The following is a 25,292-nucleotide window of genomic DNA, read 5'->3' on the forward strand; positions in this document are numbered from 1 at the left end:
AATGGACGATCGGAAGCTTCGGCAGCCTACAACCCTCAGCGGTTTCGTCAGCGATTCCAGAGCGAGGTCCACGAGAAGCCGAGCTCGCGGACGAGTTCGCGAAGCGTCGAAAGCGAGAGCCCCACCACCGTGCTCGGGTCGCCCTCGACCCGCGTGATGAACGGGCCGCCCAGGCTGTCGATGGTGAAGGCGCCCGCTACCTCCAGCGGCTCTCCGCTGGCCACGTAGGCCTCGATCTCCTCGTCCGTCACGTCGGCGAATGTCACCGACGCGACGGCGGCCGACCCGGCTGCGGCATTCTCGCGGCCGTCCCGGTGATCGATGAGCCAGTGGCCGGAATACAGCATCCCGGTGCGCCCGCGCTGCTGCCGCCACCGCTCCCGGGCGACCTCGGGCAGATGCGGCTTGCCGTGGATGGCGCCGCCGATCGCGAACGCCGAATCCCCACCGAGGATGAGGCCGTCGATCGGCTCGCCGTCGAGGCTTCCGCGGACGGCTTCCGCCTTCAGGCGGGCGAGCAGCTGCACCATGGTGGGGGCGTCCAGCGGCCCGTGCTCCGCCTCGGCGGCGGCGACCGCCGCAGGCTCGTCGACGTGGGAGGGAACGATCACCGGCTCGATGCCCGCGGCGCGCAGCAAAGCCAGCCGCGCGGGCGAAGTGGAGGCGAGGTACAGACGCATGGTCACCTGTGGGATGCTCGAAGGATGCCCCAGAAGGATGAGGGAGACCTCCCGAAGGACGAGGTCGAACTCGACATTACCAACGTCGCCCATGGCGGCGTGTTCGTCGCCCGCCACGAGGGGCGCGTCGTCTTCGTGCCCGACACGATGCCGGGGGAGCGCGTGCGCGCCCGGATCGCGGACACCAGCCACGAGCGGTTCTGGCGCGGGGAGGTCGTCGGGGTGGTCCAGCCGTCGCCCGAACGGCAGCCTCACGTGTGGAGCGCCGCCTCGCTCGAGCGTCCGCCCGCAGAGCGGGCCGGCGGTGCCGAGTTCGGGCACATCCGCCTCGGGCATCAGCGCGAGCTCAAGCGCCGGGTGATCGAGGATGCACTGCAGCGCACCGGCCGCCTCTCCCCGGACCTCATCGCGACACTCGGACCGGGCGGGGGGCCGCTCCAGGTGGAACCGGTCGACGGAGAGACCGCCGACGGCACGGGATGGCGCACGCGCGTCCGCCTCCAGGTCGGCGCCGACGGTCGCATCGGCCCGTACGCCGCCCGCTCGCACAGCGTCATCCCGGTCTCCGACCTGCCCCTCGCGACCGGCCTGGTCCAGGAGTCGACGCCGTTCGGCCAGTCGTTCGCGGGCGCCGAATCCGTGGATGTGGTCGCCACCGGTCTCGGGACATCGCACGTCCTGGTCAACGATGCGCCCGTGCGGTCGGGCCGGCGCACGGTCCGTCCCCGCCGTCGGCCCGTTCCCATCCGCGAGCGGGTCGGCGACCGCGAGTTCCGGCTGGATGCCCGCGGATTCTGGCAGGTCCACCGTGGCGCGGCGCAGACCCTCACGCGGGCCGTGCAGACCGCCGTCGACGAGGCGCTGTTCGACCCGCGCGCCGCCAATCTCGACCTGTACGGCGGAGTCGGGCTGCTGGCCGCCGCACTGGGCGACCGCTTCGGCCAGACCCTCCGCATCACCTCCGTCGAGAGCAGTGAGACCGCCACCGACGACGCCGCCGAGAACCTCGCCGAATGGGTGGGGGCTTCCGCCGTCACGGACCGCGTCGAGCGCTACGTCTCCCGGCTCGCTGCCGACGCTTCCGCCGCCGAGCGCGCCCGGCTGCATGCAGCGACGGTCGTGCTCGATCCTCCGCGCTCCGGCGCCGGCCGCGAAGTGGTGGACGCGATCGCCGCTCTCGCCCCGGCGCAGGTCGTCTACGTCGCCTGCGACCCGGTCGCCCTGGCGCGCGACCTGGCGTTCTTCTCCGGTCACGGCTACAGCCTCCGCGGGATGCGCGCGTTCGACCTCTTCCCGAACACGCACCATCTGGAGGCGGTCGCCACGCTGACGCGTTGAATGCATGCTCGCCGACGAAAATGCCTTCACCCCCTACGATGGTCAACATGGTGCGGGTGGCAATCGTCGACGATCACGAGTCCGTGCGTCTTGGGCTGAAGGCAGCCTGTCAGGACGCGGGGTACGACGTGGTCGTCACCGCGCCCACGGTGGACGACTTCGTGTCCCAGCTCGGCTCGCAGGAGTCCGACGTCGTGGTCCTCGACCTGTCGCTCGGCGACGGCTCGAAGGTGACGGACAACGTGAAGCGCTCGCAGGCCACCGGGGCGGCCGTCCTCGTCCACAGCATCGCCGACCGTGTCGCGAGCGTCCGCGAGGCGCTCGCCGCCGGTGCCGCCGGCGTCATTCCGAAGTCCTCGCCGACGACCACGGTGATCAGCGCGATCGCCACCGTGGCGCGCGGCGACGTGCTCAACAACCTGGAGTGGGCCACCGCCATCGACGCCGACAGCGACTTCGCGAAGGCGCAGCTGGGCCGCCGTGAGCGGGATGTGCTGCACCTCTACGCCTCCGGCCTGCCTTTGAAGGCCGTGGCCATGCAGCTGGGCATCGCGAACTCCACTGCGCGCGAGTACCTGGATCGCATCCGCGTCAAGTACGTCGAGGTGGGTCGTCCCGCTCCCACGAAGGTGGACCTGCTCCGCCGGGCGGTGGAGGACGGCATCCTTCCCGGGCTCGATCCCGAGACAGGCAATGAGCGCTCCTAGCGGGGTCCGGCCGGGGCTTCCGCTGGAGCAGGCGAAGCCCCGCAACCCTCTGAGCCGGGCGCGGATCGAGCGCATCTCCGACCGGACCGTGTCGGCCTTCGGTCTCGTCTTCGGGCTGCAGACCCTCCCGAGCGCGCTGGGGCAGCTCGGCGATCTGCGCGAACCCTGGGGCATCGTGGCGATGGTCGCCATCTTCGGCGGACTGGCTCTCACTGTGGTCCTCGCGATCGTGCAGCGCGGCGTGAAGATCACGATGGGTGTGCTCTCCGTGGTGTATCTCGCGGCGATCGTCACCTGGCCGCTGCTGGCCGAACATCCGAGCGCCTTCGCCAACGACAAGCCCTGGGTCTGGTTCCTCTGCTCCGTATTCACGGCGTTCGCAGCGGTCGCTTACCCGCTGTGGCTCGCGGTCGTCTACACGTTCGTCGCGCCGATCGCCTACGGTGTCGTGCGGGCGCTCCCGGAGGGCGGTGGGGCCGGGTTCGAACTGGCCGCCCTCGACACCATCTACGCCGTCATCCTCGGCGGCGTCATCCTCGCCATCATCACCATGATGCGTCAGGCGTCGAGCGCAGTGGATGCTGCCCAGAGCCAGGCTCTCGCCCGCTACGCCACCGCTGTGCGCCAGCACGCGACCGAGGTGGAGCGGGTCCAGGTGGATGCGATCGTGCACGACAGCGTCCTGACCACGCTTCTCTCTGCCGCCTCCGCCCGCAGCCCGGAGCAGAAGGAGCTCGCCGCGGCCATGGCCGCCGACGCCATCGGGCACCTCCACGCCGCCGAGGCGGCGACCCCCGAGGACCAGTCCGTCGACAGCCTGGACGCGCTGGCCGACCGGCTGGTGACGGCGGCGAAGGCGTTCTCGTCGCCGTTCGTGGTGGAGGTCCACGACGTCGAGGACCACGATCTTCCGGCCAATGTCGCGGAGGCCGTCTACTCGGCGACCGTGCAGGCGATGGTGAACAGCATGCAGCACGCCGGTGCGAGCGGCGTGAAGCGGAGCGTCTCCCTCCGAGGCGGCGGGCCGTCGTCGAGCGTCGAGGTCGTCGTGCGGGACGACGGGCGCGGCTTCACCGAGTCGGAGGTTCCGGCCGAGCGGCTGGGACTCCGGATCAGCATCCGTGACCGGATCGCGAAGGTCGGCGGTCGTGCGCGCATCGAGTCCGAGCCCGGCGCGGGCACGACGGTGACGATCCTCTGGCCCGCCTCGGACGAGCACCGCTGGGTGTCCCCGCCGGACAGGCGGCGGCCCGGGAGGCTGTGGCGGGTCCTGGTCCGGAGGTGGACGCATGATCGCCCTCAACCGCGTCCTGTTCCTCAGCCTCGGAGCGCTCTTCTCGGCCTATCACCTCTTCCTCGCGCTCTCGTCGCTGTCCACGCCGCGCATGGCGGGGCCGGCCATCGTGGCGATGGTGCTCTACGCGGTCGCGACGGTGATCACTCTGTGGCCGACGAGTCCCACGAAGATGCCGCTCTGGCTGGCCGCCTTCGACCTCGCTGTCTGCGTCGTCATCCCGATCCTGGTGACCAGCCAGTTGGATGCGTCGAAGGACAACGGCTACGCCACCTGGTACGTGGCAGCGGTCGGCACGTTGATGACCATCTGCGCCGTGCGCCGACGTCAGGTCGTCGCCTGGGTGGGCGTCGGCTTCCTCGCCGTCCAGACCGTGGTCTGGGCGGGCCCAGGCGCGTTGGCGGGTCTCGGCGTCGTCGGGTCGGTGGTGTGGGTCGGCGTCGCGGTGGTGATCTCCGGATCGCTAGCGAAGGCGGGACGGGACGCCCTCCAGTTCGCCCGCGCCGAGCGGGAGGCGACCGAATGGCAGGCGGCCCAGGAGGCGCACGTGATGGAGCGTCAGCTGCGCTTGCGTCAGACGTACCGTGTGGCGGCTCCGATGCTCGCCGAGATCGTCCGCCGCGGAGGCGACCTGACCGAGGCCGAGCGGCGCGAGTGCCGCTACCTGGAGGGCGCGATCCGCGACGAGATCCGCGGCCGGCGCCTCCTCAACGACGACGTCCGCCGTGAGGTGATGGATGCGCGCCGCCGCGGCGTGGTCGTCAGCCTTCTGGATGAGGGCGGCATCGACGACCTCGACCCTCGCGGTCTGGAGTCGGTGCTGCACCGGCTGGCCGAGGCGATCCGCGGCACCACGACGGACAAGCTGATCATCCGGACTGTGCCGCGCTCCTCGGAGACCGCGGTCACGGTCGTCGGGCTGCGCATGTCGGACGACGGGGCGGCGAACGCGCTGGGCGCCGAGTCGGACGACGACGAGGTCGACCTCTGGCTGGAGATCCCGCGTCCCGTCGCCTGAGGCGGTCTACCACGGCACATTCGTGACGAATGGTCGTTCTGCGGGGCTGGGAGTGCACATTCGTGACGAATGGTCGCTTGGCGGGGCTGGGAGTGCACATTCGTGACGAATGGTCGCTTGGCGGGGTTGGGAGTGCGCATTCGTGACGAATCGCCGTTCTGGCGGGGCTGGGACGGCACATTCGTGACGAATGGTCGTTCTGCGGGGTTGGGAGTGCACATTCGTGACGAATGGTCGCTTGGCGGGGCGGGGACGGCACATTCGTGACGAATCGCCGACGGCGACGGGCCCGGAGATGGGGAAAGGGGCCGACACCCGAATTGTCGGCCCCTTTCAAACCCCGAGTCAGGGCGATAACCCGAATATCGCCCTGACTCGCCCCCAAAGCACTCGCCCGCTTACCCTAGTCGGCGAGTGTTTGGCGGTGTACTCACGAGGAGAGACACCTAGCAATAACCATATTGACGCCCTTCCCAGCAATTACATAGTCGTCATTTTGGAGGACACTGGGGGACACGGAGCGGCCCCCGTTCGAGGCGCACCGCGAAAATCCGGGTGCCCCGCACTCGGGGGACGCCACGACCGGGGTACAACGGGCGACTCAGCCCGAGAACGAGCGCCAGGCACCGGGACCCGGGCGCAGTTCCGCGCGCAGGGCACGCTGCGAACGCGACCACGCATCCGGGCCGGAGTCGGCCCGCGCCTCCTTCGCCGCGGCCGCCTGCGCGGCGGCGGCAGCGGTGAGCACAGCGGTCACCGCCGCGACCTCCTCCGCCGTCACCCCGCGCGTGAGGAACCGCAGCTGCGAAGGATCGAGCGGCGAGTCGGACCGGACGTGGGCGCCGCTCACAGCGGGATGTTCCCGTGCTTCTTGGGCGGCAGCGTCGCCCGCTTGGTACGCAGCGCCCGCAGCGCCTTGATGACCGACACCCGCGTCGCCGCCGGCTCGATCACTCCGTCGAGCTCGCCGCGCTCGGCCGCGAGGAAGGGGCTCGCCACGTTGTACGTGTACTCGTTGGCGAGTTTCGTCCGGACGGCCGCGACATCCTCACCGGCCTCCTCGGCGCGCTTGATCTCGCCGCGGTACAGGATGTTGACCGCGCCCTGTCCGCCCATGACGGCGATCTCGGCCGTCGGCCAGGCCAGGTTGATGTCCGCACCGAGCTGCTTGGAGCCCATGACGATGTAGGCGCCGCCGTAGGCCTTGCGTGTGATGATCGTGACGAGCGGCACCGTCGCCTCTGCATACGCGTACAGCAGTTTGGCGCCGCGGCGGATGACGCCGGTCCACTCCTGGTCGGTCCCCGGAAGATAGCCGGGCACATCCACCAGGGTCAGGATCGGGATGCTGAAGGCGTCGCAGAATCGCACGAACCGCGACGCCTTCTCGCCGGCGTCGATGTTGAGCGTCCCGGCCATCGCGCTCGGCTGGTTGGCGACGATGCCGACGGAGCGGCCCTCGACGCGAGCGAAGCCGATGACGATGTTCGGCGCGAAGAGCGGCTGGATCTCGAGGAACTCGCCGTCGTCGACGATCCCTTCGATGATCGTCTTCACGTCGTACGGCTGGTTCGGGGAGTCGGGGATGACGGTGTCGAGCCGGCGGTCCGCGTCCGTGATCTCGAGCTCCGGCTCCGCGTGGAAGGTGGGGAGCTCCGCCAGGTTGTTCTGCGGGAGATAGCCGATCAGGGTGCGCGCGTAGTCCAGCGCATCCTCCTCGTCGCTCGCCAGATAGTGCGAGACGCCCGAGATCTTGTTGTGGGTGAGGGCGCCGCCGAGCTCCTCGAAGCCGACGTCCTCGCCCGTGACCGTCTTGATGACGTCGGGACCGGTGACGAACATGTGGCTCGACTTGTCGACCATGATGACGAAGTCGGTGAGGGCGGGGGAGTACACGGCACCGCCGGCGGCCGGGCCCATCACGATCGAGATCTGCGGGATGACACCGGAGGCGGCCGTGTTGCGGCGGAAGATCTCGCCGTACTTGCCGAGGGCGACGACACCCTCCTGGATGCGGGCGCCGCCGGAGTCGAGGATGCCGATCATGGGCACGCCGGTCTTGAGGGCGTGGTCCATCACCTTGATGATCTTCTCGCCGGCGACCTCGCCGAGCGAGCCTCCGAAGATCGTGAAGTCCTGGCTGAAGACGGCGACGTTGCGGCCGTGGATGGTGCCGACGCCGGTGACGACGGCGTCGCCGTAGGGACGCTTGGCCTCCATCCCGAAGGCGTGCGTGCGGTGGCGCACGAACTCGTCGAACTCGACGAAGGATCCGTGGTCGAGGAGGAGCTCGATCCGCTCCCGGGCGGTCAGCTTGCCCTTCGCGTGCTGCTTCTCGATCGCGGCCTCGCCGCTCGCGGTCACGGCCTCGTGGAACCGCGCCTTCAGATCGGCGAGCTTTCCGGCGGTGGTGGTCACGTCGGGCAGTTGATCGGCCTGACGGGGTTCGGTGTCGGTCACGCCGTTCACTCTACCGGCCAGCCGAATGGCCGCGCCGTTGACGAAACCCTACAAATCCGCCGCCCGGCCCTGGCGGACCGGACCAGTGCGAGAGACTGGGACCGTGGACTTCCAACGCAGCCGTTCTCTCGTCCCCGTGCTCGAAGTGCTCCCGGAGGCGGGCTCGACCAACGACGTCCTGAGCTCCCGCGCCGGCGATCTCCCCGACCTCGCCGTGCTGGTGACCGAGAACCAGACGGGTGGCCGCGGACGGCTCGGGCGCACCTGGGTGACGCCGCCCGGCACGGCGCTCGCCATCTCGGTGCTGATCAAGCCCGTCGGACTCCCTCCCGCGTCGTTCGGCTGGTTCCCGCTGCTCGGCGGCCTCGCCATGAGCCGCGCGCTCGACCCGCTGGTACCGGGAGGCGTGCAGGTCAAGTGGCCCAATGATGTCCTCATCGAGGGCGACAAGGTCTGCGGGATCCTCGCAGAGCTCCTGCCCGGGATGTCGGGCCTGGTCCTCGGAGCCGGCGTCAACCTCTCCCAGACCCGCGACCAGCTGCCCACCGAGACCTCCACGTCCCTCCTCCGTGCCGGCGCGCACGGGATCGACGCCGACCGCGTCCTCTCGGCGTACCTGATCCAGCTCACCACCCTGTACAAGGAGTTCCTCTCGGCGGGGGGCGATCCCCTCCGCAGCGCTCTGCGGGACGAAGTGGCCGAGGCCTGCCACACGATCGGCCGGGCCGTGCGCGTGCACCTGCCCTCCGGGGACGATCTGCTCGGCACGGCGGTCGGCATCGACGAGCACGGCCGGCTGATCGTCGAGTCGGATGCGGGCCGCACCGCGGTCGCGGCCGGCGACGTGACCCACCTGAGGTATTAATTGACCATGACCACCAGCCCGGACGGGACCCCAGCGCAGCCCGCCCAGCCACCCGAGCGCGTGGTGGCCCGGCTGCGGCCCAATGCCCGGAGGCTGTTCTGGCCGAGTCTCGTGCTCATCCTCACCGCCGGCGCCCTCGGCTTCCTGGCCGGCCGGGTCGGCGAGGTCTGGGAGGTGGTGCTCCTCTGGTCGTCCGCTGCGGCAGTGGTGCTCCTGCTCTTCCTGCTTCCGCTGGCCGCATGGCTGAGCCGCCGGTACACGATCACGACCCGCCGGCTGATCATCCGGCACGGCTTCTTCGTCCGGGTCCGGCAGGAGCTGCTGCACAGCCGCGGTTACGACGTGAGCGTTCGGCGGACGTGGCTGCAGAGCGTATTCCGCTCCGGGGATGTGCTCATCAACTCGGGCCTCGACCATCCGGTCGTGCTGAAGGACGTGCCGAGGGCGGACCAGGTGCAGCGTGCGCTGTCCGAACTGATGGACCACTCCCAGACGGTCGTGGCGGTCCGGCGTCAGCAGTCGGAGTCAGTCACCGACGAGACCACGGTCTGGGGTAGCCGCTAGCGTCGAGCCGGTCATCGGCGCCTTCTCGCGGATCACGCGGGAGGGGACGTGCGGGCCGGCGGAGATCCCGGTCAGGCGTTCGGTGCTGCCCTCGCGCCCGGCGCGGGCGTTCGAGCGACGCGGCGAGAAGACCCACCAGCGGTAGAACGCGAACCGGAAGACCGTGCCGAGCGCCAGGCCGATGACGTTGTTCGAGATGTTGTCGGCGAGGAGGCTGTGGTGGCCGAGCAGGTAGTGCGAGACCCACACGCACGCCAGCGGGATCGCCATCCCGGCGAGGCTCACGATGAAGAACTCGACGCCTTCGCGCGTGGCGTTCTCGTTGCGCGTGCCGGAGAAGGCCCAGTAGCGGTTGCCCAGCCAGTTGGTGCCGATGGCGACGAGCGTCGCGATCGCGGTCGCGTAGAGGGTCTTGTGCGGGACGTTCTGCAGCACGAAGAGCATCAGTCCGTTGAAGACGAGGAGGTTCACCACGAACCCCACGCCCCCGACCGCGCCGAATTTGATCAGCTGCGGAAGGAGTCGCGCGTGATGCGCCGATGTGCTCGTCTCGATCGTCATGCCCCTACCTGAAGATGCGCGAAGATGGTCAATGCGTGTCACGGTACGCGGATCAGGTTTCCCGTTCCTGTGAATTTCGCCCTACCCGCATGAAAAGTATCAGAGGAGTGGACGGTCCATGGCTAGTCAGATCATCGGAGTCATCGGCGGCGGCCAGCTGGCCCGGATGATGATCCCTCCGGCGATCGAGCTGGGCCTGGAGCTCCGCGTGCTGGAGGAAGCGGAGGGAATGAGCGCGGATCTTGCCGCGACCGGCGTGGGCGACTACCGCGACCTGGACACCGTGCTGGCCTTCGCCGAGACGGTGGATGTCATCACGTTCGACCACGAGCATGTGCCTCCGGCGATCCTCCGCGAGCTGGTCTCGCGGGGCATCCCGGTTCATCCCGGACCGGACGCCCTGCTCTATGCCCAGGACAAGCTGCAGATGCGCGCGAAGCTGAGCGAGCTCGGCCTCCCGGTCCCCGAGTGGGCGGCGGTGGAGTCGGCCGACGGGCTGGGCGCGTTCCTCGCGGAGCACGGCGGCCGCGCGGTCGTGAAGACGGCGCGGGGAGGCTACGACGGCAAGGGCGTGCGCGTCGTGTCCGAGGCCGGTGGCGCCGACGACTGGTTCCTGGCTCTCGCCGAGGACGGCCGCGGGGGAGCGCTCCTGGTGGAGGAGCTGGTGCCCTTCCGTCGCGAGCTCGCGCAGCTGGTGGCGCGGCGGCCCTCGGGAGAGGTGGCCGCCTGGCCGGTCGTGGAGACCGTGCAGCGCGACGGCGTCTGCGCGGAGGTCATCGCCCCCGCCGCAGGGACGACGGGCGGCGAGGCGGAGACCGCCGCCGACATCGCGCGGCGGATCGCGGACGGGCTTGGGGTCACCGGTGTGCTCGCCGTCGAGCTGTTCGAGACGACCGACGGCCGGCTCCTGGTGAACGAGCTGGCCATGCGGCCGCACAACAGTGGTCACTGGTCCATCGAGGGAGCCGTCACCAGCCAGTTCGAGCAGCACCTGCGGGCGGTCCTCGACCTCCCGCTCGGCTCCACGGAGCCGCGGGCGGACTGGTCCGTGATGGTCAACATCCTGGGAGGCCCGGCCGAAGGGACTCTGGCGGACCGGTACCCGGCGGCGCTCGCCGCGCATCCCGAGGCCAAGTTCCACGGTTACGGCAAGGAGCCCCGGCCGGGACGCAAGGTCGGTCACGTCACCGTCGTCGGCGGCGCGGACCTCGACGACGTCCTCGGCCGTGCGCGTGCGGCCGCCGCGTTCTTCGAGGGCTGACGATCCGGCGGCCGATCTCCTTCGATACCCAGGCAGGCTAGGAGCCGGCGGGCTTCGCCGAGGCGGGATGCAGGGCCTGCCGCACCAGCGTGTGGATCTGCGCGTAGTCGGGCTGGCTGGGATCGATCGTGGGAGGGACGAGCTCCAGCTGGTGCACCGGGAGCCTGCGCGTCTTCATCCCCAGGTCGACGAAGTAGCCCAGCATCGACTGCGGGATGTCGGTCTTCATGACCTGCGTGCCGGCCTTCGCGATGTCCTGGAACTTGGTCACCACGTTGACGGGGTTCACCTGCTTGAGGATGGCATCCTGCAGCTCCCGCTGCCGCGCCATGCGGTCGTAGTCGCTGGTGCCGTGGCGCGCCCGCGCGTACCACTGGGCGTGGTAGCCGTCGAGATGGCGGGCACCCGGCTCGATCCACTCCACGACGCCGTTGAGGTTCTCGTCGCCGCCGATCGGGATGCGTTCCTTCACCGTGATGTCGACGCCGCCGAGCGCATCCACGAGGTCGGCGAAGCCCTGCATGTCGATGAGGACGTAGTACTGGATGGTCAGCCCCGTGGCGCCCTCGAGCGCATCCCGCATCGCCTCGATGCCCGGCTCGCTGCTGTTCTTCTTCGCGTCGGGGTACAGCCCGGCTTTGTACGACTCCACCTCGGTGTAGATGGAGTTCAGCTGGCAGACGTCGACGTCGCAGCGGTCGTGGTAGCCGTAGCCGTCCGGGTACTCCTTGTAGAGGGGCGAGGTCTTCGGGAACGGCACGGGGTCGAGGTCGCGCGGCAGGCCGATGGTGACGGCCTGGCCGGTGTCCGCGTCGATGCTGACGATGGACATGCTGTCCGGCCGGAGCCCCTGCCGGTCGGGGCCCGCGTCGCCGCCGAGCAGCATGATGTTGTAGCGCCCGTCGACGGGAGGCTGGGACGCGGCCGCGGAGAAGATGTCGCCTAGGGCGCCGCGGGCGGATCCGGCCACCACGGACGCGTACCCGGCCGTTCCGGTGATGCCGACCAGGACGAGCACCGAGAAGGCGGCGATCCAGCCGCGCGAGTTCGGCGCCGTCCGGACGAGCCGGACCAGCCGGAGCGTGTCGAGGGTGAGCAGCACCCAGAGGACGGCGTAGGCGATCAGCAGCGCCTGGACCAGGGTGAGGCTCCCGGACTGCGTGAAGAGCGTGTAGATCGCCGCGGGCGAGAGAAGGTAGACGACCAGCGTCGCGATCGCGAGGAGCCAGAGCGTCAGGGTGGCGAGCACGCCTACGCGACCGAGGATGCGGTTGCCGGCGACCACTTGCGCGGAGCCCGGCAGCAGCACGTTGAGCGTGACCAGCCACCAGCCGCGCTTGGTCATCGTGCGGGCGGAGGTGGCGTCGGGATGGCGCAGCGGTGTGGCGATCGTCATGGCGCGGTTCTCACAGCCGGGCGTGCAGGGCCTGGTTCTTCTGCTCCACGGTGGCCTCCAGGTCGGCGGCGAAGTGTGCGAGCGCCTGCGTCAGGGCATCGTCCGAGGTAGCGAGGATCTTGACGGCGAGGAGGCCCGCATTGCGCGCGCCGCCGATCGACACGGTGGCGACCGGCACGCCGGCGGGCATCTGCACGATCGAGAGCAGGGAGTCGAGGCCGTCCAGCCGCGCGAGCGGCACGGGGACGCCGACGACCGGCAGCGTGGTGACCGCCGCCAGCATCCCGGGCAGGTGGGCAGCGCCTCCCGCGCCCGCGATGATGACGCGGACTCCGCGACCGGCCGCTTCCTTGCCGAAGGCGATCATCTTCTCCGGCGTGCGATGGGCCGAGACGACCTCGACCTCGTGCGCGATTCCGAACTCGGTCAGCAGCCGCGAGGCGTCCTCCATGACCGACCAGTCGGAGTCGGAGCCCATGACGACGGAGACGAGCGGCGACGTGTTTGCGGGCATAGCGATCATGCTAGGCGGCGGGTGCCGCGCTGCCGGTCCGCCACGCGGAGCACCCCCAGCTGACCCCTGAACAGGTCACAGGAACTGCCCAGGGCCGGCCGGTACCGTCGCCGCCCTATGACGGGTACAGGTGGATGAATGGGACACGACACGAGACACGACCCGGGCCGGCTGGCTGCCCTCGACGGTCTGCGCGGTGTCGCCGCGATGGTCGTCCTCCTCCACCATTCGCTGTACACGAATCCGCAGTTCCCGGGTGCGCCCGGCGGGGGGACGGCGCCGACCGGCTCGGCGATGTGGTGGATCAGCTACACGCCTCTGAAGCTCTTCACGGCCGGCGTCGAGTCGGTCATCGTATTCTTCGTGCTGTCCGGCCTGGTCGTGACGTTGCCGGTCATCCGCCGCCGCGGGTTCGACTGGGTCGCCTACTTCCCCCGCCGCGCCGTGCGGCTGCTCGTGCCGGTGATCGCGTCCGCCGTGCTCGCGGCCGCCTGGGTCATGGCGATCCCGCAGAACTCGACCCAGCCGGCCGGCACCTGGCTCAGCAACTCCTCCACCCCGGACTTCGGATGGGAGTACATCGTCAAGGCGATGGATCTCCTGGGCGGCGACGGCCAGATCAACAACCCCCTGTGGTCGCTGCGCTGGGAGCTGGTCTTCTCGCTCGCGCTGCCCGTCTTCGCGGTCGCTGCGCTCGCTGTGCGCAAGTGGTGGATGGGCGGCCTGGCGGCGGCGTGCGCCCTCACCTACCTGGGCGCCCACGCCGGCGCCGGCGCTCTGCAGTACCTGCCGGCGTTCTTCGTCGGTGCGGTCATCGCGGTCCGGCTGGAGGCGGTGCGCAACGTCGCGGAGCGCATCAACGCCCGCTGGTACCGGCATCCGCTCTGGGCCGGCCTCACGGTGGGCAGCCTGCTGCTGCTCATCGCACCGTGGCTGGTGGGCCCGGACGTCGGCAGCATCCCGGAGCTCGATCCGGCCCTGAAGGGCCTGGTGCCGCTCGCCGCGGCGGGGCTGGTGGTCGCGGCGCTCGGCTGGAGTCCGCTCGGAGGACTGCTGAAGACCCGTCCCGTGCAGTTCGCGGGGACGATCTCGTTCAGCCTGTACCTGGTCCACGTGCCGATCCTGATCTTCAGCACCTACCTGTTCACGGACGAGCCGTGGTACGTGGCGCTGCTGTTCGGCATCCCGCTCGCGGTGATCGTCGCCGTCGGCTTCACGTGGCTGATCGAGAAGCGCAGCCACGGCTGGTCGAAGGCGGCCGGTCAGTGGGCGTCCGCGCGGTACAGCACCTGGTTCGGGCGGGAGGAGGAGCAGGCCGCGACGCGCTCGGAGGTGGCGGAGGCCGCTGCCCGCCATGCCCAGCCGACGGCGTGAGAACCGGCCTCAGAGGTCGGCGTGCAGCTGCCAGACGCGCTCGGCGGAGTCGCGCCAGCTGAAGGCGCGAGCGCGGTCGGAGGCCAGCACGCCCAGCCGTGCACGGAGCTCGTCGTCGGCGAGCAGGCGCGCGATCGCCGCCGCGAGCCGCTCGGCGTATCCGTCTTCGTCTGCGGCGGTGGCCGGCCGCTCGACCACGAGGCCCGCGCCTGCCGCGACTTCCACCAGAGCCGGGTCGTCGGAGTGGATGACGGGCAGCCCGAACTTGAACGCCTCCACGATCGGGAGTCCGAATCCCTCGGCGAGGCTCGGATAGACGAACAGGGTGGCGCGGTCGAGCGCCACGGCGAGATCGGGATCCTCGAGCCGTCCGAGGGCACGCACGCGGTCCTCGGGCAGTCCGGCGGCCGCCGCGACGCCGGTGGCCGAGCGCTCTCCGATGCGGTCGGGGCCGGCGATGAGCAGCGGGATGGCCTCGGCCTCCGGCCGGGCGATGGCGCGGATCAGCGGCGCGATGCCCTTCCGCGGTTCCACGGTGCCCAGCGTGAAGGCGTACCGTTCGGGCAGGCCGAGACGCTCCGCGCGCTCGTCGGCATCCGGCGGCAGGCGCAGCGACGTCGCCGGTGCGCCGCCGATGACGCGGATGCGGTCGCCGAAGTCGAGCGCCTCGCCGAGCCGGTTCGCGACGGCGTGCGTCGGAACCACGACCGCGTCCGCGTGCTTCCTCGCACGCTTCGCCATCGCCTTGGTCCAGAGCGTCGACGGCGGGCCCAGAGCTTCGGGATGCGTCCAGGCGAGCGTGTCGTGGATGGTCACGGCCACCTGCTGGGGCATCTCCAGCCCGTTGTGGCGGCGCAGGGGTGCGAGCAGCGTCGGGGCGTGCAGCATGCCCGGAGGGCCACCGACCGCGAGCCCCGACTGCCAGGCGAGCGCGAGCTCCCGCCGCGCCAGCGGCAACCGGGTGACCGTGGCGACGCCGGGCAGCCGGTCGCGGACGCTCTGCAGCAGCTCGTCGCTCACGTTCGAGACGATCGCCTCGACGTCGCAGCCACGCGGAGCGGTGGCGATGAGCTGGCGCGTGAGCTCCTCCGTGTACCGGCGAGCGCCGCCGGGCTGGTCGGAGACGAGTTCGTCGACGATCACGCGCAGGGTGGTCACACTGCTCCCCTCTCGCTTCGCTCGGTCGCCTCCATCCAATCACGGCCGACGCGGGGAGCGCGCTGCGGTCAGCAGGATTGGAGCGCGTCGAGCGTCGCCCCGAGGACCGCCGTGCCTCCGAGCAGCGAGACCTGGGAGACGTTCTGCGCGGCGAGATCGGTCAGGACCGAACGGGGGACGCAGCCTCCGTTGACCGTGAAGAGAGGGGCGTGCTTCGCCGCCGCAAGGGCCGAGCCCGCCAGGGCGTCCGGGAAGCCGAAGCCGCTGGCGATGAAGGCCTGCGTGAAGGTCGGGAACGAGGAGCGCCCGACCGTTTCGGCCGTCTCGAACCGGTCCGCGCCCGCCAGCCGGGTCACGCTGATCCCCTGGTTGGAAAGAGAGGACTGAACGCCGGGGGTGATGACGTCCGTGCCGCCGACCAGCGTCACGGCCGTCGTCTGGTTCGACGACAGGAAGGCGGCCGTGGCCGCGTCGATGGCGGAAGCGCCGCCGTTGACGAGCAGCACCGGGGCGCCCAGCGAACCGGCGGCGGCACCGGCCGCGAGGGCGTCGGGGAAGTTGGTGCCGGTCGCCATGAAGGCTTTCGGGATGTTGCCGCCGGGGAAGGCGTTCGCCGCGATCAGCCGGGACGTGGCGTACCGGTCGGCGCCGGCGATGCGGGTCACGGTCGGTGCCAGCTGCTTCAGGGCGTCCTCCACCACCTGGGGGACCACGTTCAGACCGCCGACGATGACGATCTTCGAGGGCTGGAGCGACTGGATCTCCTGCCGGACGGAATCCGGCAGGGTCCAGCTGGTCAGCAGGAGGGGACCGCCGGCCTGTGCCGCCGCCGGTGCGGCGCTCAGCGCGTCGGGGTAGTTGAGCCCGGTGGCCACGTAGACCGTCGGTGCGGTCGTGGGGTAGGCGGCCTTCGCGATGGCGACGCTGGTGGCGAAGCGGTCCGCTCCGGCGATGCGCTGAGTCGGGATCGCTGTGATCTGCAGCGTCCCGGAGACAGCAGGACCCGAGGAGTACTTGCCCCACGCGGCGTTCGCCGTGTAGCTCGTGGTGCCGAGGGGAGCGCCCGCGAGGGAGATCGACCAGGTTCCGTTGACGATGCTCGCCGTGCGCGCGGTCGTCTCGTTCGCGAGCTTGACCGTGACGTAGTCGCCCGCCAGCGCGCCGGTGGCGGTGCCTGAGAGCACGCCACCCTGCAGCACGCGATCGGACGCTGGGAGCGAGGTGACAGCGACCGTGGCCGTGACCGAGACCGCCGGCTCCCAGATGGACGAATAGCGCGCGGACACGCTGGACTGCCCGGTGGCGGAGGCCATCGGGTAGAACGCGGTGAAGTAGTTCGCATCGCCGCAGGCGATCTCCGTCGGACCGGCGGACACCAGCCCGACGGCCGTGGTGCCGCTCACGGCGGCCCCGCCGCTGTCCCCAGGGCCCGAGCAGGTCGAGGCGATCACCATGTTGATGGTTCCGGGGGCGCCCTCCACCTGGATCGGGTAGTCCGTGTCGAGGACGCTGCCGCAACTCCACCCGGTGGTCGAGCCGCTCTTGCACAGCGGCGCGCCGACCACGGCCGGTCCGACCCCGGTCACCGGCTGCAGGGTGCCGGCGAAGGGGGCACCCATGCCGCCGCCCCAGGGGAGGAGGGCGGGACGCGAGGTGTGCCCGATGGTGAGCGCCATCAGGGACGAGTCGGCGCCGTTGCCGAACTGTACCGAGGAGGGGATCCAGTTACCCAGGGGAAGACCCACGATCCCCTGCGTACCGGTCGCCGAACTCGGACCGGTCATGGTGATCTCGTAGGTCGACGTTCCGCTCGTGTAGCAGTGGCCGGCGGACACCAGCTGGGGGGCGCCGCCGCTCAACCCGTAGCCCGGGAAGCCCGCCGAGCAGCGTTCGCCGGAGGTGGCGCCGGGAGCGCCGATGAAGTACGGCTGCCCTCCGTACACGTCCGAGAGGGGATGGACGGGCACATCCGGGACCGGATGACGTGGCGCTGCCCCGACGACGGCCGCAGCGCCCGCGGCGCGTGCCAGCGCCGCCGTGCGGGCATCCTCCGTGTAGACCGTGACGGCCTGGCCATCGACCGTCGCGCTCACTGCGGCGCCGGTCTCCGTGTGCAGCGCCGAGGCCAGGGCGCCGGCATCCTGAGCGGCCGCCGCATCGGCGAGGTACTGCGCCGGCGAGATGTGCAGGTCGCGAGTCACCGCCGAGGCGAGTCCGGGGTCGAGGTGCTTCGCCTGGTCGGCGAAGCTGTCCACCGTCCGCCGGTGGAGCTGCGGCAGCGCCGGGGGAGTCGCGTCCGCGTCCACTTTCGCTGTCTCAGGACTCACCGGGGTGACAGGACCGGGCGTCGGCACGGGAGCCGGACCGCCGGCCCACGCAGGGACTCCGCCGACGATCACCACCGCGGTCGCGGCGATCAGGGCGAGAGGGAGAGCGCGTTTCACAGGAATCCTCGGAAGACGAGCGCAGGATCCCGTTTACCGACCCCCCACGCGGATGACGTTGCACCAAACATATTACGCAGGGTGCTGCTGGGGCACTGTCCCCCGTTCGGCCGGGTTCATCGCTGAGCGAAGAGTCCCTCGGCGGTTGCGGCGGCCAGGGCGTCCTCCCAGGGGCGCATCGGCTGCAGGCCCGCGCGCGTCCAGGCATCGTGACCGAGGACCGAGTACGACGGTCGCGCGGCCGGACGGACGAAGGTCGAGCTGTCCGTCGGCTTCACCCGCTCGGGGTCGAGACCGGCCCGGGCGAAGACGGCGCGGGCGAACCCGTACCAGGTGGTCGCGCCCGAGTTCGTGCCGTGATAGATCCCCGCCGGTGCGTCCGCCTCCAGCAGGGCGACGAGCTGCGAGGCGAGGTCGCCCGTCCAGGTCGGCTGGCCCAGCTGGTCGTCCACGACGTTCACCGTCTCGTGGGCGGCGGCGAGCTTCACCATGGTCGTGGCGAAGTTCGGGCCGCCTGCGCCGTACAGCCAGGCGGTCCGCACGACGAACGTGCCATCGGGATGCGCCGCCAGCGCCAGCTCTTCGCCGGCGGCCTTGCTGCGGCCGTAGGCGTTGATCGGGTCGCGGGGGGTGTCCTCGCCGTAGGGGTGCGTGGCGTGGCCGTCGAAGACGTAGTCGGTCGAGACGGTGACGAGACGCGCGCCGTGCTCGGCAGCGGCGACCGCGAGGTTCTCGGTGCCGAGGGCATTGATCGCGTACGCCGCGTCCTCGTGGGTCTCCGCGTCGTCCACCTTGGTGTAGGCGGAGGCGTTGATGACCGCATCGTGGCCGGAGACGGCCGCGAGCACCGCATCCCGGTCGGTCACATCGAGCTCGGCCCGCGACAGGGCGGTCACGTCCCGCCCGGCGAGGGCCTTCTGCAGGTCCTGGCCGAGCATCCCGACCGCACCGGCGATGAGGATGCGGTTCATCGACGACGTCATCAGTTGTCGAGCGCCGCGCGGGCCTTCAGCGGCTCCCACCAGGCGCGGTTGTCGCGGTACCACTGCACCACGTCGGCGAGGCCCTGCTGGAACGGCACCAGCGGCTCGTAGCCGAGCTCCGCCTGGATCTTGGAGATGTCGACCGAGTAGCGCAGGTCGTGACCGAGGCGGTCGGCGACCCGGTCGACGTAGGACCAGTCCGTGCCGGTGGCGTCCAGCAGCAGCTGGGTGAGCTCCTTGTTGGTCAGCTCCGTGCCGCCGCCGATGTTGTAGATCTCGCCGGCGCGGCCGTTCACCAGCACCATCGCGATGCCGCGGGTGTGGTCGTCGACGTGCAGCCAGTCGCGGATGTTGTCGCCCTCGCCGTAGAGCGGGACGTGCGTGTCGTCGATCAGGTTGGTGACGAAGAGCGGGATGACCTTCTCGGGGAAGTGGTAGGGGCCGTAGTTGTTCGAGCAGCGCGTGATCGACACGTTCAGGCCGTGCGTGCGGAAGTAGCTGCGCGCGAGGAGGTCGCTGCCGGCCTTCGAGGCGGAGTAGGGCGAGTTCGGCTCGAGCGGCCGGTCCTCCGCCCAGGAGCCCTCGGCGATCGAGCCGTAGACCTCGTCCGTGGAGACGTGGACGAAGCGCTTCAGGTTGCTGCGCAGGGCCGCGTCGAGCAGCTGCTGCGTGCCCAGCACGTTCGTCTCCACGAAGATGGACGCGTCCCGCACCGAGCGGTCGACGTGCGACTCCGCGGCGAAGTGGACCACCGCATCCACGGTCGGGAAGAGCTCGTCCAGCAGGCCGCCGTCGCGGATGTCGCCCTTCACGAAGGTGTACCTCGGGGAGTCGGCGACGGGCGCGAGGTTGGCCAGGTTGCCGGAGTAGGTCAGTGCGTCGAGCACGACCACCTCGGCGCCCTCCAGACCCGGGTAGGCGTCCTGCAGAGTGCGGCGAACGAAATTGGAGCCGATGAAACCGGCGCCGCCGGTGACGAGAATCTTCATGGAGTAGGGGACCTGCTTCGTAAGAGTCGGAGATTTCCCGGGCGATTCTACCGGGTGGCGGTCTGCGGACCGATTTCCGGACACGAACGCTCTTGCGTTCGAGCCGATATCACGCGCTAGGGTCGGATCATGCTCATGGGGGGAATGCGGGCTCGGACCCGCGCACTGGTCACTGCTGTGCTCACTGTCGCCGCGATCGGGGGTGCTGTCGCTGTCACGACGCCCGCGGTGGCCGACGACTCCGGGAACGCGCAGGCGTACTACGCCGCGGTCGCGAAGGCGACGGCCGGCCGCGTGCCGTCCGAGGCGCAAGAGAACGCCAACGTCGCCGCCGCACTGGGAGCCGTGGCGTCGCCGGGCCAGGTGCAGGCACTCTCCGCGGCCGACGCGGATCCCGCAAAGTTCGTCGACGGCGATCTGGCGAGCGACGCCGTCTTCTTCAACGGCTCGGCCTGGAATGAGACGCAGATCGCCTCGTTCCTGAACTCGAAGGTCGGCACCTGTACGGGTACCACGCCGACGTGCCTCAAGTTGTACACCACGGCCACTATCACCAAGCCGGCGGACGCGATGTGCAACGGCTACACCGCCTCCGCCTCGGAGTCCTCGGCGCACATCATCGCTACCGTGGCGACCTCGTGCGGCATCAATCCGGTCGTGCTCGTGGTGCTGCTGCAGAAGGAGCAGGGGCTCGTCACCTCGACGGCACCGTCGCAGTACGCCTACGACTACGCCACCGGCTGGAACTGCGTCGACACCCAGGGGTGCAGCGCCAACACCGCGGACACCACCGGCTTCTTCAACCAGGTCTACGGTGCCGCGTGGCAGTTCAAGAGGTACGGCAACGGCGCTCCCTTCACCTGGATGCCCGTCGGCAAGGTCAGCGCGGTCCAGTACAACCTCGACTCTTCGTGCGGCACCAAGCAGATCGCCATCCAGAACAAGGCGACCGCCGCGCTCTACTACTACACGCCGTACACGCCGAACCAGGCGTCCCTCGACAGCTACCCGGGCGAAGGCGACGACTGCTCGGCGTACGGAATCCGCAACTTCTGGATGCTGTTCAACGCCTGGTACGGCTCCTCGACCGCCGGGTCGGTGCCCTCCACCCAGCGCGTCGCCGGAGGCGACCGCTTCGCGACGTCGGCCGCGATCTCGCAGGCCGCGTTCCCCACCCCCGGCGCCGGCGTCCCCGCCGTCTTCGTCGCGAACGGCCTCGACTTCCCGGACGCCCTGACGGCGGCTCCTGCCGCGGCGAAGCTGGGCGGTCCGCTCCTGCTCGTCATGCCCGGCGCAGTGCCCGATGTGATCATGACGGAGCTGCAGCGGCTGAAGCCGCAGAAGATCTACGTGGCCGGAGGTCCCGCGGTCATCGCCCAGCCGGTCCTGGATCAGCTCGCGACCGTCCAGCCGCAGGTGCAGCGCATCTACGGCGGCTCCCGGTTCGACACGTCGCAGCAGATCGCGAGCACGATCTTCGGGACGTCGGTGGCGGGCGCCACCGCGTACCTCGCCTCCGGACTCGGCTTCCCCGACGCACTATCGGCGGGAGGCGCGGCGGGCTCCCAGGGACAACCCGTGCTCCTCGTGAACGGCGGCCTCGACGCCGCCGACCCGGCGACGGTCGCGGCTCTGCACGCGCTGAACGTCACCACGGTCAAGATCGTCGGCGGCACCTCCGTCATCTCCAGCGGATTCGAGACCAGCCTCAGCGGCAGCGGATTCACGGTCGTGCGGCTCTCGGGCGCCGACCGCTTCGGGACCAGCGTGGTGGTCAACCAGGACGCGTTCCCCAGCGCGACCTCCGCGACGTACTTCGCGTCGGGCACGACGTTCCCCGACGCGCTCTCCGGCGCCGCCTGGGCGGGGAAGACGCACAGCCCGCTGCTGGTGACCCGGGCCGGCTGCGTGTACGCGGCGGAGGCCGAGATGGCGCTCCGCGCGCAGACGCTCGTCACCCTCGGGGGCGCGAACGCCCTGGCCGACCAGGTGGGGGCTCTCGCGGTCTGCCAGTAGACTCTCGGGGTGCAGATCCGCGAACTGAACATCCCCGACGCCTACGAGATCACGCCGAAGCAGCACGCCGACGACCGCGGCGTGTTCTTCGAGTGGTACCGGTTCGACCGTCTGGAGGAGGCCGTCGGCCACCGCCTCGACCTCCGTCAGGCCAACACCTCGGTCTCTCGCCGCGGTTCGGTGCGCGGCATCCATTTCGCGGACATCCCGCCGAGCCAGGCCAAGTACGTGACGGCGCCGCGCGGGGCCGTCCTCGACTACGTGATCGACATCCGCGTCGGCTCGCCGACCTACGGCCAGTGGGACTCCGTCCTCCTCGACGACGTCGACCGTCGCGCGATCTACCTGGCGGAAGGCCTCGGTCACTGCTTCGTCGCCCTGACGGACGACGCGACGGTCAGCTACCTGGTGACCGACGTGTACAACCCGGGCCGTGAGCACGGGATCAACCCCCTCGATCCCGACATCGACCTGCGCTTCCCGGCGGAGGCGGGCGAACCGCTCCTGTCCCCGAAGGACACCGAGGCTCCGAGCCTCGCCGAAGCCGCCGCGTCCGGCCTGCTGCCGACCTGGGAGGCCGCCCGTGCCTACTACGCGTCGCTCGACGCATCCACCGACCACGGAGGCAACTGACCGATGCGCGGAATCATCCTCGCCGGGGGCTCCGGCACCCGCCTGTGGCCCATCACCAAGGGCATCTCGAAGCAGCTGATGCCGATCTACGACAAGCCGATGGTCTACTACCCGCTGTCGACCCTGATGATGGCCGGAATCGACGAGATCCTCATCATCACCACTCCGGAGTACAACGACCAGTTCCGGGCGCTCCTCGGCGACGGCTCGCAGCTCGGCATCCGGCTCGAGTACGCGGTGCAGGAGTCTCCGGACGGGCTGGCGCAGGCGTTCATCATCGGCGAGGAGTTCATCGGCGACGAGTCCGTCGCGCTCGTCCTCGGCGACAACATCTTCCACGGCACGGGCCTCGGCTCGTCCCTGCGGAACCACAACGCGATCGACGGCGCGCTGATCTTCGCGTACCAGGTGAGCGACCCGACGGCCTACGGCGTCGTCGAGTTCGACGACACGTTCACGGCCATCTCGATCGAGGAGAAGCCGGCCGACCCGAAATCGCGGTTCGCCGTGCCCGGCCTCTACTTCTACGACAACCAGGTCGTCGAGATCGCGAAGACCATCGAGCCGAGCGCGCGCGGCGAGCTCGAGATCTCCACGGTCAACGAGCGCTACCTGCAGGCAGGCCGGCTGCAGGTCCAGGTGCTCGACCGCGGCACCGCGTGGCTCGACACCGGAACCTTCGAGTCGATGATGCAGGCCTCCGAGTACGTGCGGGTGATCGAGGATCGGCAGGGATTCAAGGTCGGCTGCATCGAGGAGATCGCGTGGCGCGCGGGCTGGATCGACGACGCACAGCTGAAGGCCCTGGCCGCTCCACTGGTGAAGAGCGGATACGGCACCTATCTGAGGGCGTTGCTCGAGCAGCAGTGACGTCCGGCGCCCAGCCGCCAAAACGGGCGGGAGGGGTGTGGCATCGGCGGATCGCCGCGCCGCCCCGTTAGGCTCGCCCGTGTGACGCCCCCTCGCCACCCGTTCCGCGCACTCATCGCCGTGTGCACCACCCTCGTCGTCCTCCTCGTCGGCGGGATCGTCGTGCCGGCGCCGTCCGCGGACGCGGCCGACGGAGCGGACTTCCAGGCCGGCTTCATCATCAGCGATTCGAACTTCTACAACGGCGGCGCGGTCGACGCGGGCAACATCCAGGCCTGGCTGAACCTCCAGGTCCCGACCTGCCGAGCCGGCTACACGTGTCTCAAGGACTACCGGGAGACCACCTACTCGCGCGTCGCGGACCCGATGTGCGCGGCGTACACCGGGGCAGCGAACGAGTCGGCCGCCACGATCATCGCCAAGGTCGGTGCGGCCTGCGGCATCAGCCAGAAGGTGCTGCTGGTCCTGCTCGAGAAGGAGCAGAGCCTCGTCACCGACACCTGGCCCACCGCCGGTCAGTACCAGATGGCGACCGGCTACGCCTGCCCCGACACCGGTCCATGCGATCCCTCGACGCTGGGCTTCTACAACCAGGTGTACAAGGCCGCCTGGCAGTTCAAGCGCTACGGCAACCCGCCGGGGACCTCGAACTACTTCAGCTGGATCCCCGTCGGGCAGGTGAGCGCCATCCGCTACAGCCCGAACTCCGCGTGCGGGTCGAGCAACGTGCTGGTCCGCAACGCCGCCACTGCCGCGCTCTACTACTACACGCCGTATCAGCCGAACGCCGCAGCCCTCGCCAATCTGTACGGCACCGGAGACGCCTGCTCGGCCTACGGCAACCGCAACTTCTGGCGGCTCTACACCGACTGGTTCGGACCGTCGACCTCCGGCGTCCCGCCGATCGGCAACTTCGAGTCGGCGAACCTCCTGGCGACCACGTTCACCATCGGTGGATGGGCGCTCGACCAGACCCTCGCGGCGACCTCGATCAACGTCCAGATCACTTGGAAGACGCCGGCCGGCACGACCACCAGCACGGTGACGGCCTCCGGAAACCGGCCGGACGTCGCGAACGCGTATCCTTCCGCCGGTCCCGCGCACGGCTTCACCGCGAGCATCGCGCGCTCCGGAGACGGCCAGTACACGGCCTGCGTCACGGCGCTGCCGGCGGCCGGGAACACCTCGGGCGCCACCGATCTGGGCTGCCGGGCGCAGTTCTATTCGAGCGCGATCGGGGGAGCTCCGGCAGGTTACCGGGTGCAGGGCTCGGACCGGTATGCGACATCGGTCGCGGTGTCCCAGACGTCCTATCCGACACCCGGAGTGCCGGTGGTCTACATCGCCTCGGGGCAGGGATACGCCGACGCCATCGCCGCGAGTGCGGCAGCCGCGGTGCAGCGGGGGCCACTCCTGCTCACGACCGGCGGCGATGTGCCCGCGAGCGTGATGACGGAGGTCCAACGTCTCGCTCCGGCGAAGATCGTCGTGGTCGGCGGGACGAATGTGATCGCCGACGCGGTTCTCGCGAAGCTGGCGACCGTCCAGCCGAATGTCGTGCGGATCGCCGGCGGCGACCGCTTCGAGACGTCGCGAGCGGTGGCGAAGTACGCCTTCCCGGCCGCGACCGGGGCCTACTTCGCGAGCGGCCTGAACTTCCCGGACGCGCTCTCCGCGGCATCGGCGGCGAGCGTCGGCGGTCAGCCGGTCGTGCTGGTCACCGGCTACGGAGCGGTGGATGCGCCGACCAGCGCCTACGTCACCAGCGCCAAGCTCACCTCGGCCACCGTGATCGGAGGCTCCGCCATCATCGCCGGGTCGTTCGACACCTCCCTCCAGTCTGCGGGGCTCACCGTCACCCGGATCGGAGGAGCCGATCGCTACGACACCAGTCATCTGGTGAACGCGCAGCGGTTCCAGACGGCCGGCACGGCCTACATCGCCTCGGGCATCGACTTCCCGGACGCCCTCTCCGCCGCCGCGATGGCGGGAGCAGCGAAAGCGCCGCTGTTCCTCTCACCCAGCTGGTGCCTGCCGCGCTCGGTCGGCAACGACATCGTCTCGATGAAGACCTCGAAGGTCTACTTCATCGGCGGCCCGTCGGCCCTCTCGGGCGCGGTTACCGGCTACATCGCCTGCTGAGGGGTCTGAGGGGTCAGGAGGCTCA

Annotated in this window: 22 protein-coding genes and 1 pseudogene; 12 read left to right on the forward strand and 11 right to left on the reverse strand. The window is 70.2% G+C overall.

All coding sequences use genetic code 11. From position 1 onward, the window contains the following. Positions 1–47: 47 nt before the first annotated feature. The gene (locus BM287_RS05105; protein WP_170857443.1) at positions 48–680 is read right to left on the reverse strand and encodes a Maf family protein; all 633 of its coding nucleotides are present in this window, start codon (positions 678–680) and stop codon (positions 48–50) included. A 24-nt stretch (positions 681–704) separates the two neighbouring features. Between BM287_RS05105 and BM287_RS05110 the strand changes: the two genes are divergently transcribed. Together BM287_RS05110 and BM287_RS05115 are read left to right on the forward strand one after the other, a co-directional pair. Next, on the forward strand, positions 705–2,018 hold the full coding sequence (locus BM287_RS05110; RefSeq protein ID WP_090036616.1) for a class I SAM-dependent RNA methyltransferase: 1,314 nt from the start codon (positions 705–707) through the stop codon (positions 2,016–2,018). Positions 2,019–2,065: 47 nt separating this feature from the next. Continuing rightward, a complete protein-coding gene (locus BM287_RS05115) occupies positions 2,066–2,725 on the forward strand; it encodes a response regulator transcription factor (RefSeq protein ID WP_090036894.1) in 660 nt (219 codons plus the stop codon). Positions 2,726–3,331: 606 nt separating this feature from the next. On the opposite strand, the gene BM287_RS17775 is transcribed toward BM287_RS05115, so the two are convergent. After that, on the reverse strand, positions 3,332–3,643 hold the full coding sequence (locus BM287_RS17775) for a hypothetical protein (RefSeq protein ID WP_170857435.1): 312 nt from the start codon (positions 3,641–3,643) through the stop codon (positions 3,332–3,334). 49 nt (positions 3,644–3,692) lie between these two features. Between BM287_RS17775 and BM287_RS18245 the strand changes: the two are divergent. Beyond that, a pseudogene (locus BM287_RS18245) lies at positions 3,693–3,872 on the forward strand (ATP-binding protein); the annotation flags it as partial. Positions 3,873–4,014: 142 nt separating this feature from the next. Beyond that, on the forward strand, positions 4,015–5,037 hold the full coding sequence (locus BM287_RS05125) for a hypothetical protein (RefSeq protein WP_090036620.1): 1,023 nt from the start codon (positions 4,015–4,017) through the stop codon (positions 5,035–5,037). Positions 5,038–5,638: 601 nt separating this feature from the next. Here the strand turns inward: BM287_RS05125 and BM287_RS05130 are convergent. Beyond that, positions 5,639–5,887, reverse strand: coding sequence for an acyl-CoA carboxylase epsilon subunit (locus BM287_RS05130; RefSeq protein WP_090036623.1), 249 nt, complete (start codon positions 5,885–5,887; stop codon positions 5,639–5,641). After that, positions 5,884–7,506: an acyl-CoA carboxylase subunit beta gene (locus BM287_RS05135; protein WP_090036625.1), complete on the reverse strand. Its 1,623-nt coding sequence runs from the start codon at positions 7,504–7,506 to the stop codon at positions 5,884–5,886. Before BM287_RS05135 ends, BM287_RS05130 begins: the two co-directional genes overlap by 4 nt. A gap of 94 nt (positions 7,507–7,600) precedes the next feature. Here BM287_RS05135 and BM287_RS05140 point away from each other — a divergent pair, with 94 nt between their 5' ends. Together BM287_RS05140 and BM287_RS05145 are read left to right on the forward strand one after the other, a co-directional pair. Then, on the forward strand, positions 7,601–8,362 hold the full coding sequence (locus BM287_RS05140) for a biotin--[acetyl-CoA-carboxylase] ligase (RefSeq protein WP_090036627.1): 762 nt from the start codon (positions 7,601–7,603) through the stop codon (positions 8,360–8,362). Between the two features lie 6 nt (positions 8,363–8,368). Continuing rightward, complete coding sequence (locus BM287_RS05145) at positions 8,369–8,926, forward strand: PH domain-containing protein (RefSeq protein ID WP_244527902.1); 558 nt, start codon at positions 8,369–8,371, stop codon at positions 8,924–8,926. Here BM287_RS05145 and BM287_RS05150 read toward each other — a convergent pair. Then, entirely contained in the window at positions 8,888–9,487 is a 600-nt protein-coding gene (locus BM287_RS05150; RefSeq protein WP_090036631.1) for a GtrA family protein, read from the reverse strand. The genes BM287_RS05145 and BM287_RS05150 overlap by 39 nt on opposite strands. A 73-nt stretch (positions 9,488–9,560) precedes the next feature. Here BM287_RS05150 and BM287_RS05155 point away from each other — a divergent pair, with 73 nt between their 5' ends. Then, positions 9,561–10,748 carry a 5-(carboxyamino)imidazole ribonucleotide synthase gene (locus BM287_RS05155; protein ID WP_280140929.1) on the forward strand — a complete coding sequence of 396 codons (1,188 nt, stop codon included), beginning with the start codon at positions 9,561–9,563 and terminating at the stop codon, positions 10,746–10,748. Positions 10,749–10,785: 37 nt separating this feature from the next. Here BM287_RS05155 and BM287_RS05160 read toward each other — a convergent pair whose 3' ends face one another. Then, the gene (locus tag BM287_RS05160; RefSeq protein WP_090036636.1) at positions 10,786–12,144 is read right to left on the reverse strand and encodes an LCP family glycopolymer transferase; all 1,359 of its coding nucleotides are present in this window, start codon (positions 12,142–12,144) and stop codon (positions 10,786–10,788) included. Between the two features lie 10 nt (positions 12,145–12,154). Beyond that, entirely contained in the window at positions 12,155–12,658 is a 504-nt protein-coding gene (gene purE / locus BM287_RS05165; RefSeq protein ID WP_090036638.1) for a 5-(carboxyamino)imidazole ribonucleotide mutase, read from the reverse strand. A gap of 138 nt (positions 12,659–12,796) precedes the next feature. Between purE and BM287_RS05170 the strand changes: the two genes are divergently transcribed. Beyond that, positions 12,797–14,032 (forward strand): acyltransferase family protein, encoded by a 1,236-nt coding sequence (locus tag BM287_RS05170; protein ID WP_244527904.1) that lies wholly within the window; start codon positions 12,797–12,799, stop codon positions 14,030–14,032. Between the two features lie 9 nt (positions 14,033–14,041). Here BM287_RS05170 and BM287_RS05175 read toward each other — a convergent pair whose 3' ends face one another. From BM287_RS05175 to rfbB, 4 genes are all read right to left on the reverse strand, one after another. Further along, positions 14,042–15,190 (reverse strand): glycosyltransferase family 4 protein, encoded by a 1,149-nt coding sequence (locus BM287_RS05175; protein ID WP_090036640.1) that lies wholly within the window; start codon positions 15,188–15,190, stop codon positions 14,042–14,044. 68 nt (positions 15,191–15,258) lie between these two features. Continuing rightward, positions 15,259–17,634 (reverse strand): cell wall-binding repeat-containing protein, encoded by a 2,376-nt coding sequence (locus BM287_RS05180; protein ID WP_090036643.1) that lies wholly within the window; start codon positions 17,632–17,634, stop codon positions 15,259–15,261. 116 nt (positions 17,635–17,750) lie between these two features. After that, complete coding sequence (gene rfbD, locus BM287_RS05185; RefSeq protein ID WP_244527906.1) at positions 17,751–18,605, reverse strand: dTDP-4-dehydrorhamnose reductase; 855 nt, start codon at positions 18,603–18,605, stop codon at positions 17,751–17,753. Positions 18,606–18,616: 11 nt separating this feature from the next. After that, entirely contained in the window at positions 18,617–19,606 is a 990-nt protein-coding gene (gene rfbB, locus BM287_RS05190) for a dTDP-glucose 4,6-dehydratase (RefSeq protein WP_090036646.1), read from the reverse strand. A gap of 129 nt (positions 19,607–19,735) precedes the next feature. On the opposite strand from rfbB, the gene BM287_RS05195 reads away from it, so the two are divergent. From BM287_RS05195 to BM287_RS05210, 4 genes are all read left to right on the forward strand, one after another. Continuing rightward, positions 19,736–21,622: a cell wall-binding repeat-containing protein gene (locus tag BM287_RS05195; protein ID WP_090036648.1), complete on the forward strand. Its 1,887-nt coding sequence runs from the start codon at positions 19,736–19,738 to the stop codon at positions 21,620–21,622. A 9-nt stretch (positions 21,623–21,631) separates the two neighbouring features. Beyond that, a complete protein-coding gene (gene rfbC, locus BM287_RS05200) occupies positions 21,632–22,255 on the forward strand; it encodes a dTDP-4-dehydrorhamnose 3,5-epimerase family protein (RefSeq protein ID WP_090036650.1) in 624 nt (207 codons plus the stop codon). A 3-nt stretch (positions 22,256–22,258) separates the two neighbouring features. Next, on the forward strand, positions 22,259–23,125 hold the full coding sequence (gene rfbA / locus BM287_RS05205; RefSeq protein WP_090036652.1) for a glucose-1-phosphate thymidylyltransferase RfbA: 867 nt from the start codon (positions 22,259–22,261) through the stop codon (positions 23,123–23,125). An 81-nt stretch (positions 23,126–23,206) separates the two neighbouring features. Next, the gene (locus BM287_RS05210) at positions 23,207–25,267 is read left to right on the forward strand and encodes a cell wall-binding repeat-containing protein (RefSeq protein ID WP_090036654.1); all 2,061 of its coding nucleotides are present in this window, start codon (positions 23,207–23,209) and stop codon (positions 25,265–25,267) included. Positions 25,268–25,292 lie beyond the last annotated feature (25 nt).

The sequence above is a fragment of the Leifsonia sp. CL147 genome, assembly GCF_900114565.1.
Taxonomy (GTDB): domain Bacteria; phylum Actinomycetota; class Actinomycetes; order Actinomycetales; family Microbacteriaceae; genus Leifsonia.

Bases quoted from the DNA above. Each gene is read 5' to 3' on its own strand.
- BM287_RS05110 (WP_090036616.1), top strand. From the start codon at position 705: ATGCCCCAGAAGGATGAGGGAGACCTCCCGAAGGACGAGGTCGAACTC.
- BM287_RS05145 (WP_244527902.1), top strand. From the start codon at position 8,369: ATGACCACCAGCCCGGACGGGACCCCAGCGCAGCCCGCCCAGCCACCC.
- BM287_RS05150 (WP_090036631.1), bottom strand. From the start codon at position 9,487: ATGACGATCGAGACGAGCACATCGGCGCATCACGCGCGACTCCTTCCG.
- BM287_RS05195 (WP_090036648.1), top strand. From the start codon at position 19,736: ATGCTCATGGGGGGAATGCGGGCTCGGACCCGCGCACTGGTCACTGCT.
- rfbB (WP_090036646.1), bottom strand. From the start codon at position 19,606: ATGAAGATTCTCGTCACCGGCGGCGCCGGTTTCATCGGCTCCAATTTC.
- rfbA (WP_090036652.1), top strand. From the start codon at position 22,259: ATGCGCGGAATCATCCTCGCCGGGGGCTCCGGCACCCGCCTGTGGCCC.
- BM287_RS05160 (WP_090036636.1), bottom strand. From the start codon at position 12,144: ATGACGATCGCCACACCGCTGCGCCATCCCGACGCCACCTCCGCCCGC.
- purE (WP_090036638.1), bottom strand. From the start codon at position 12,658: ATGCCCGCAAACACGTCGCCGCTCGTCTCCGTCGTCATGGGCTCCGAC.
- BM287_RS05115 (WP_090036894.1), top strand. From the start codon at position 2,066: ATGGTGCGGGTGGCAATCGTCGACGATCACGAGTCCGTGCGTCTTGGG.
- BM287_RS05170 (WP_244527904.1), top strand. From the start codon at position 12,797: ATGGGACACGACACGAGACACGACCCGGGCCGGCTGGCTGCCCTCGAC.
- BM287_RS05125 (WP_090036620.1), top strand. From the start codon at position 4,015: ATGATCGCCCTCAACCGCGTCCTGTTCCTCAGCCTCGGAGCGCTCTTC.
- rfbD (WP_244527906.1), bottom strand. From the start codon at position 18,605: ATGAACCGCATCCTCATCGCCGGTGCGGTCGGGATGCTCGGCCAGGAC.
- BM287_RS05105 (WP_170857443.1), bottom strand. From the start codon at position 680: ATGCGTCTGTACCTCGCCTCCACTTCGCCCGCGCGGCTGGCTTTGCTG.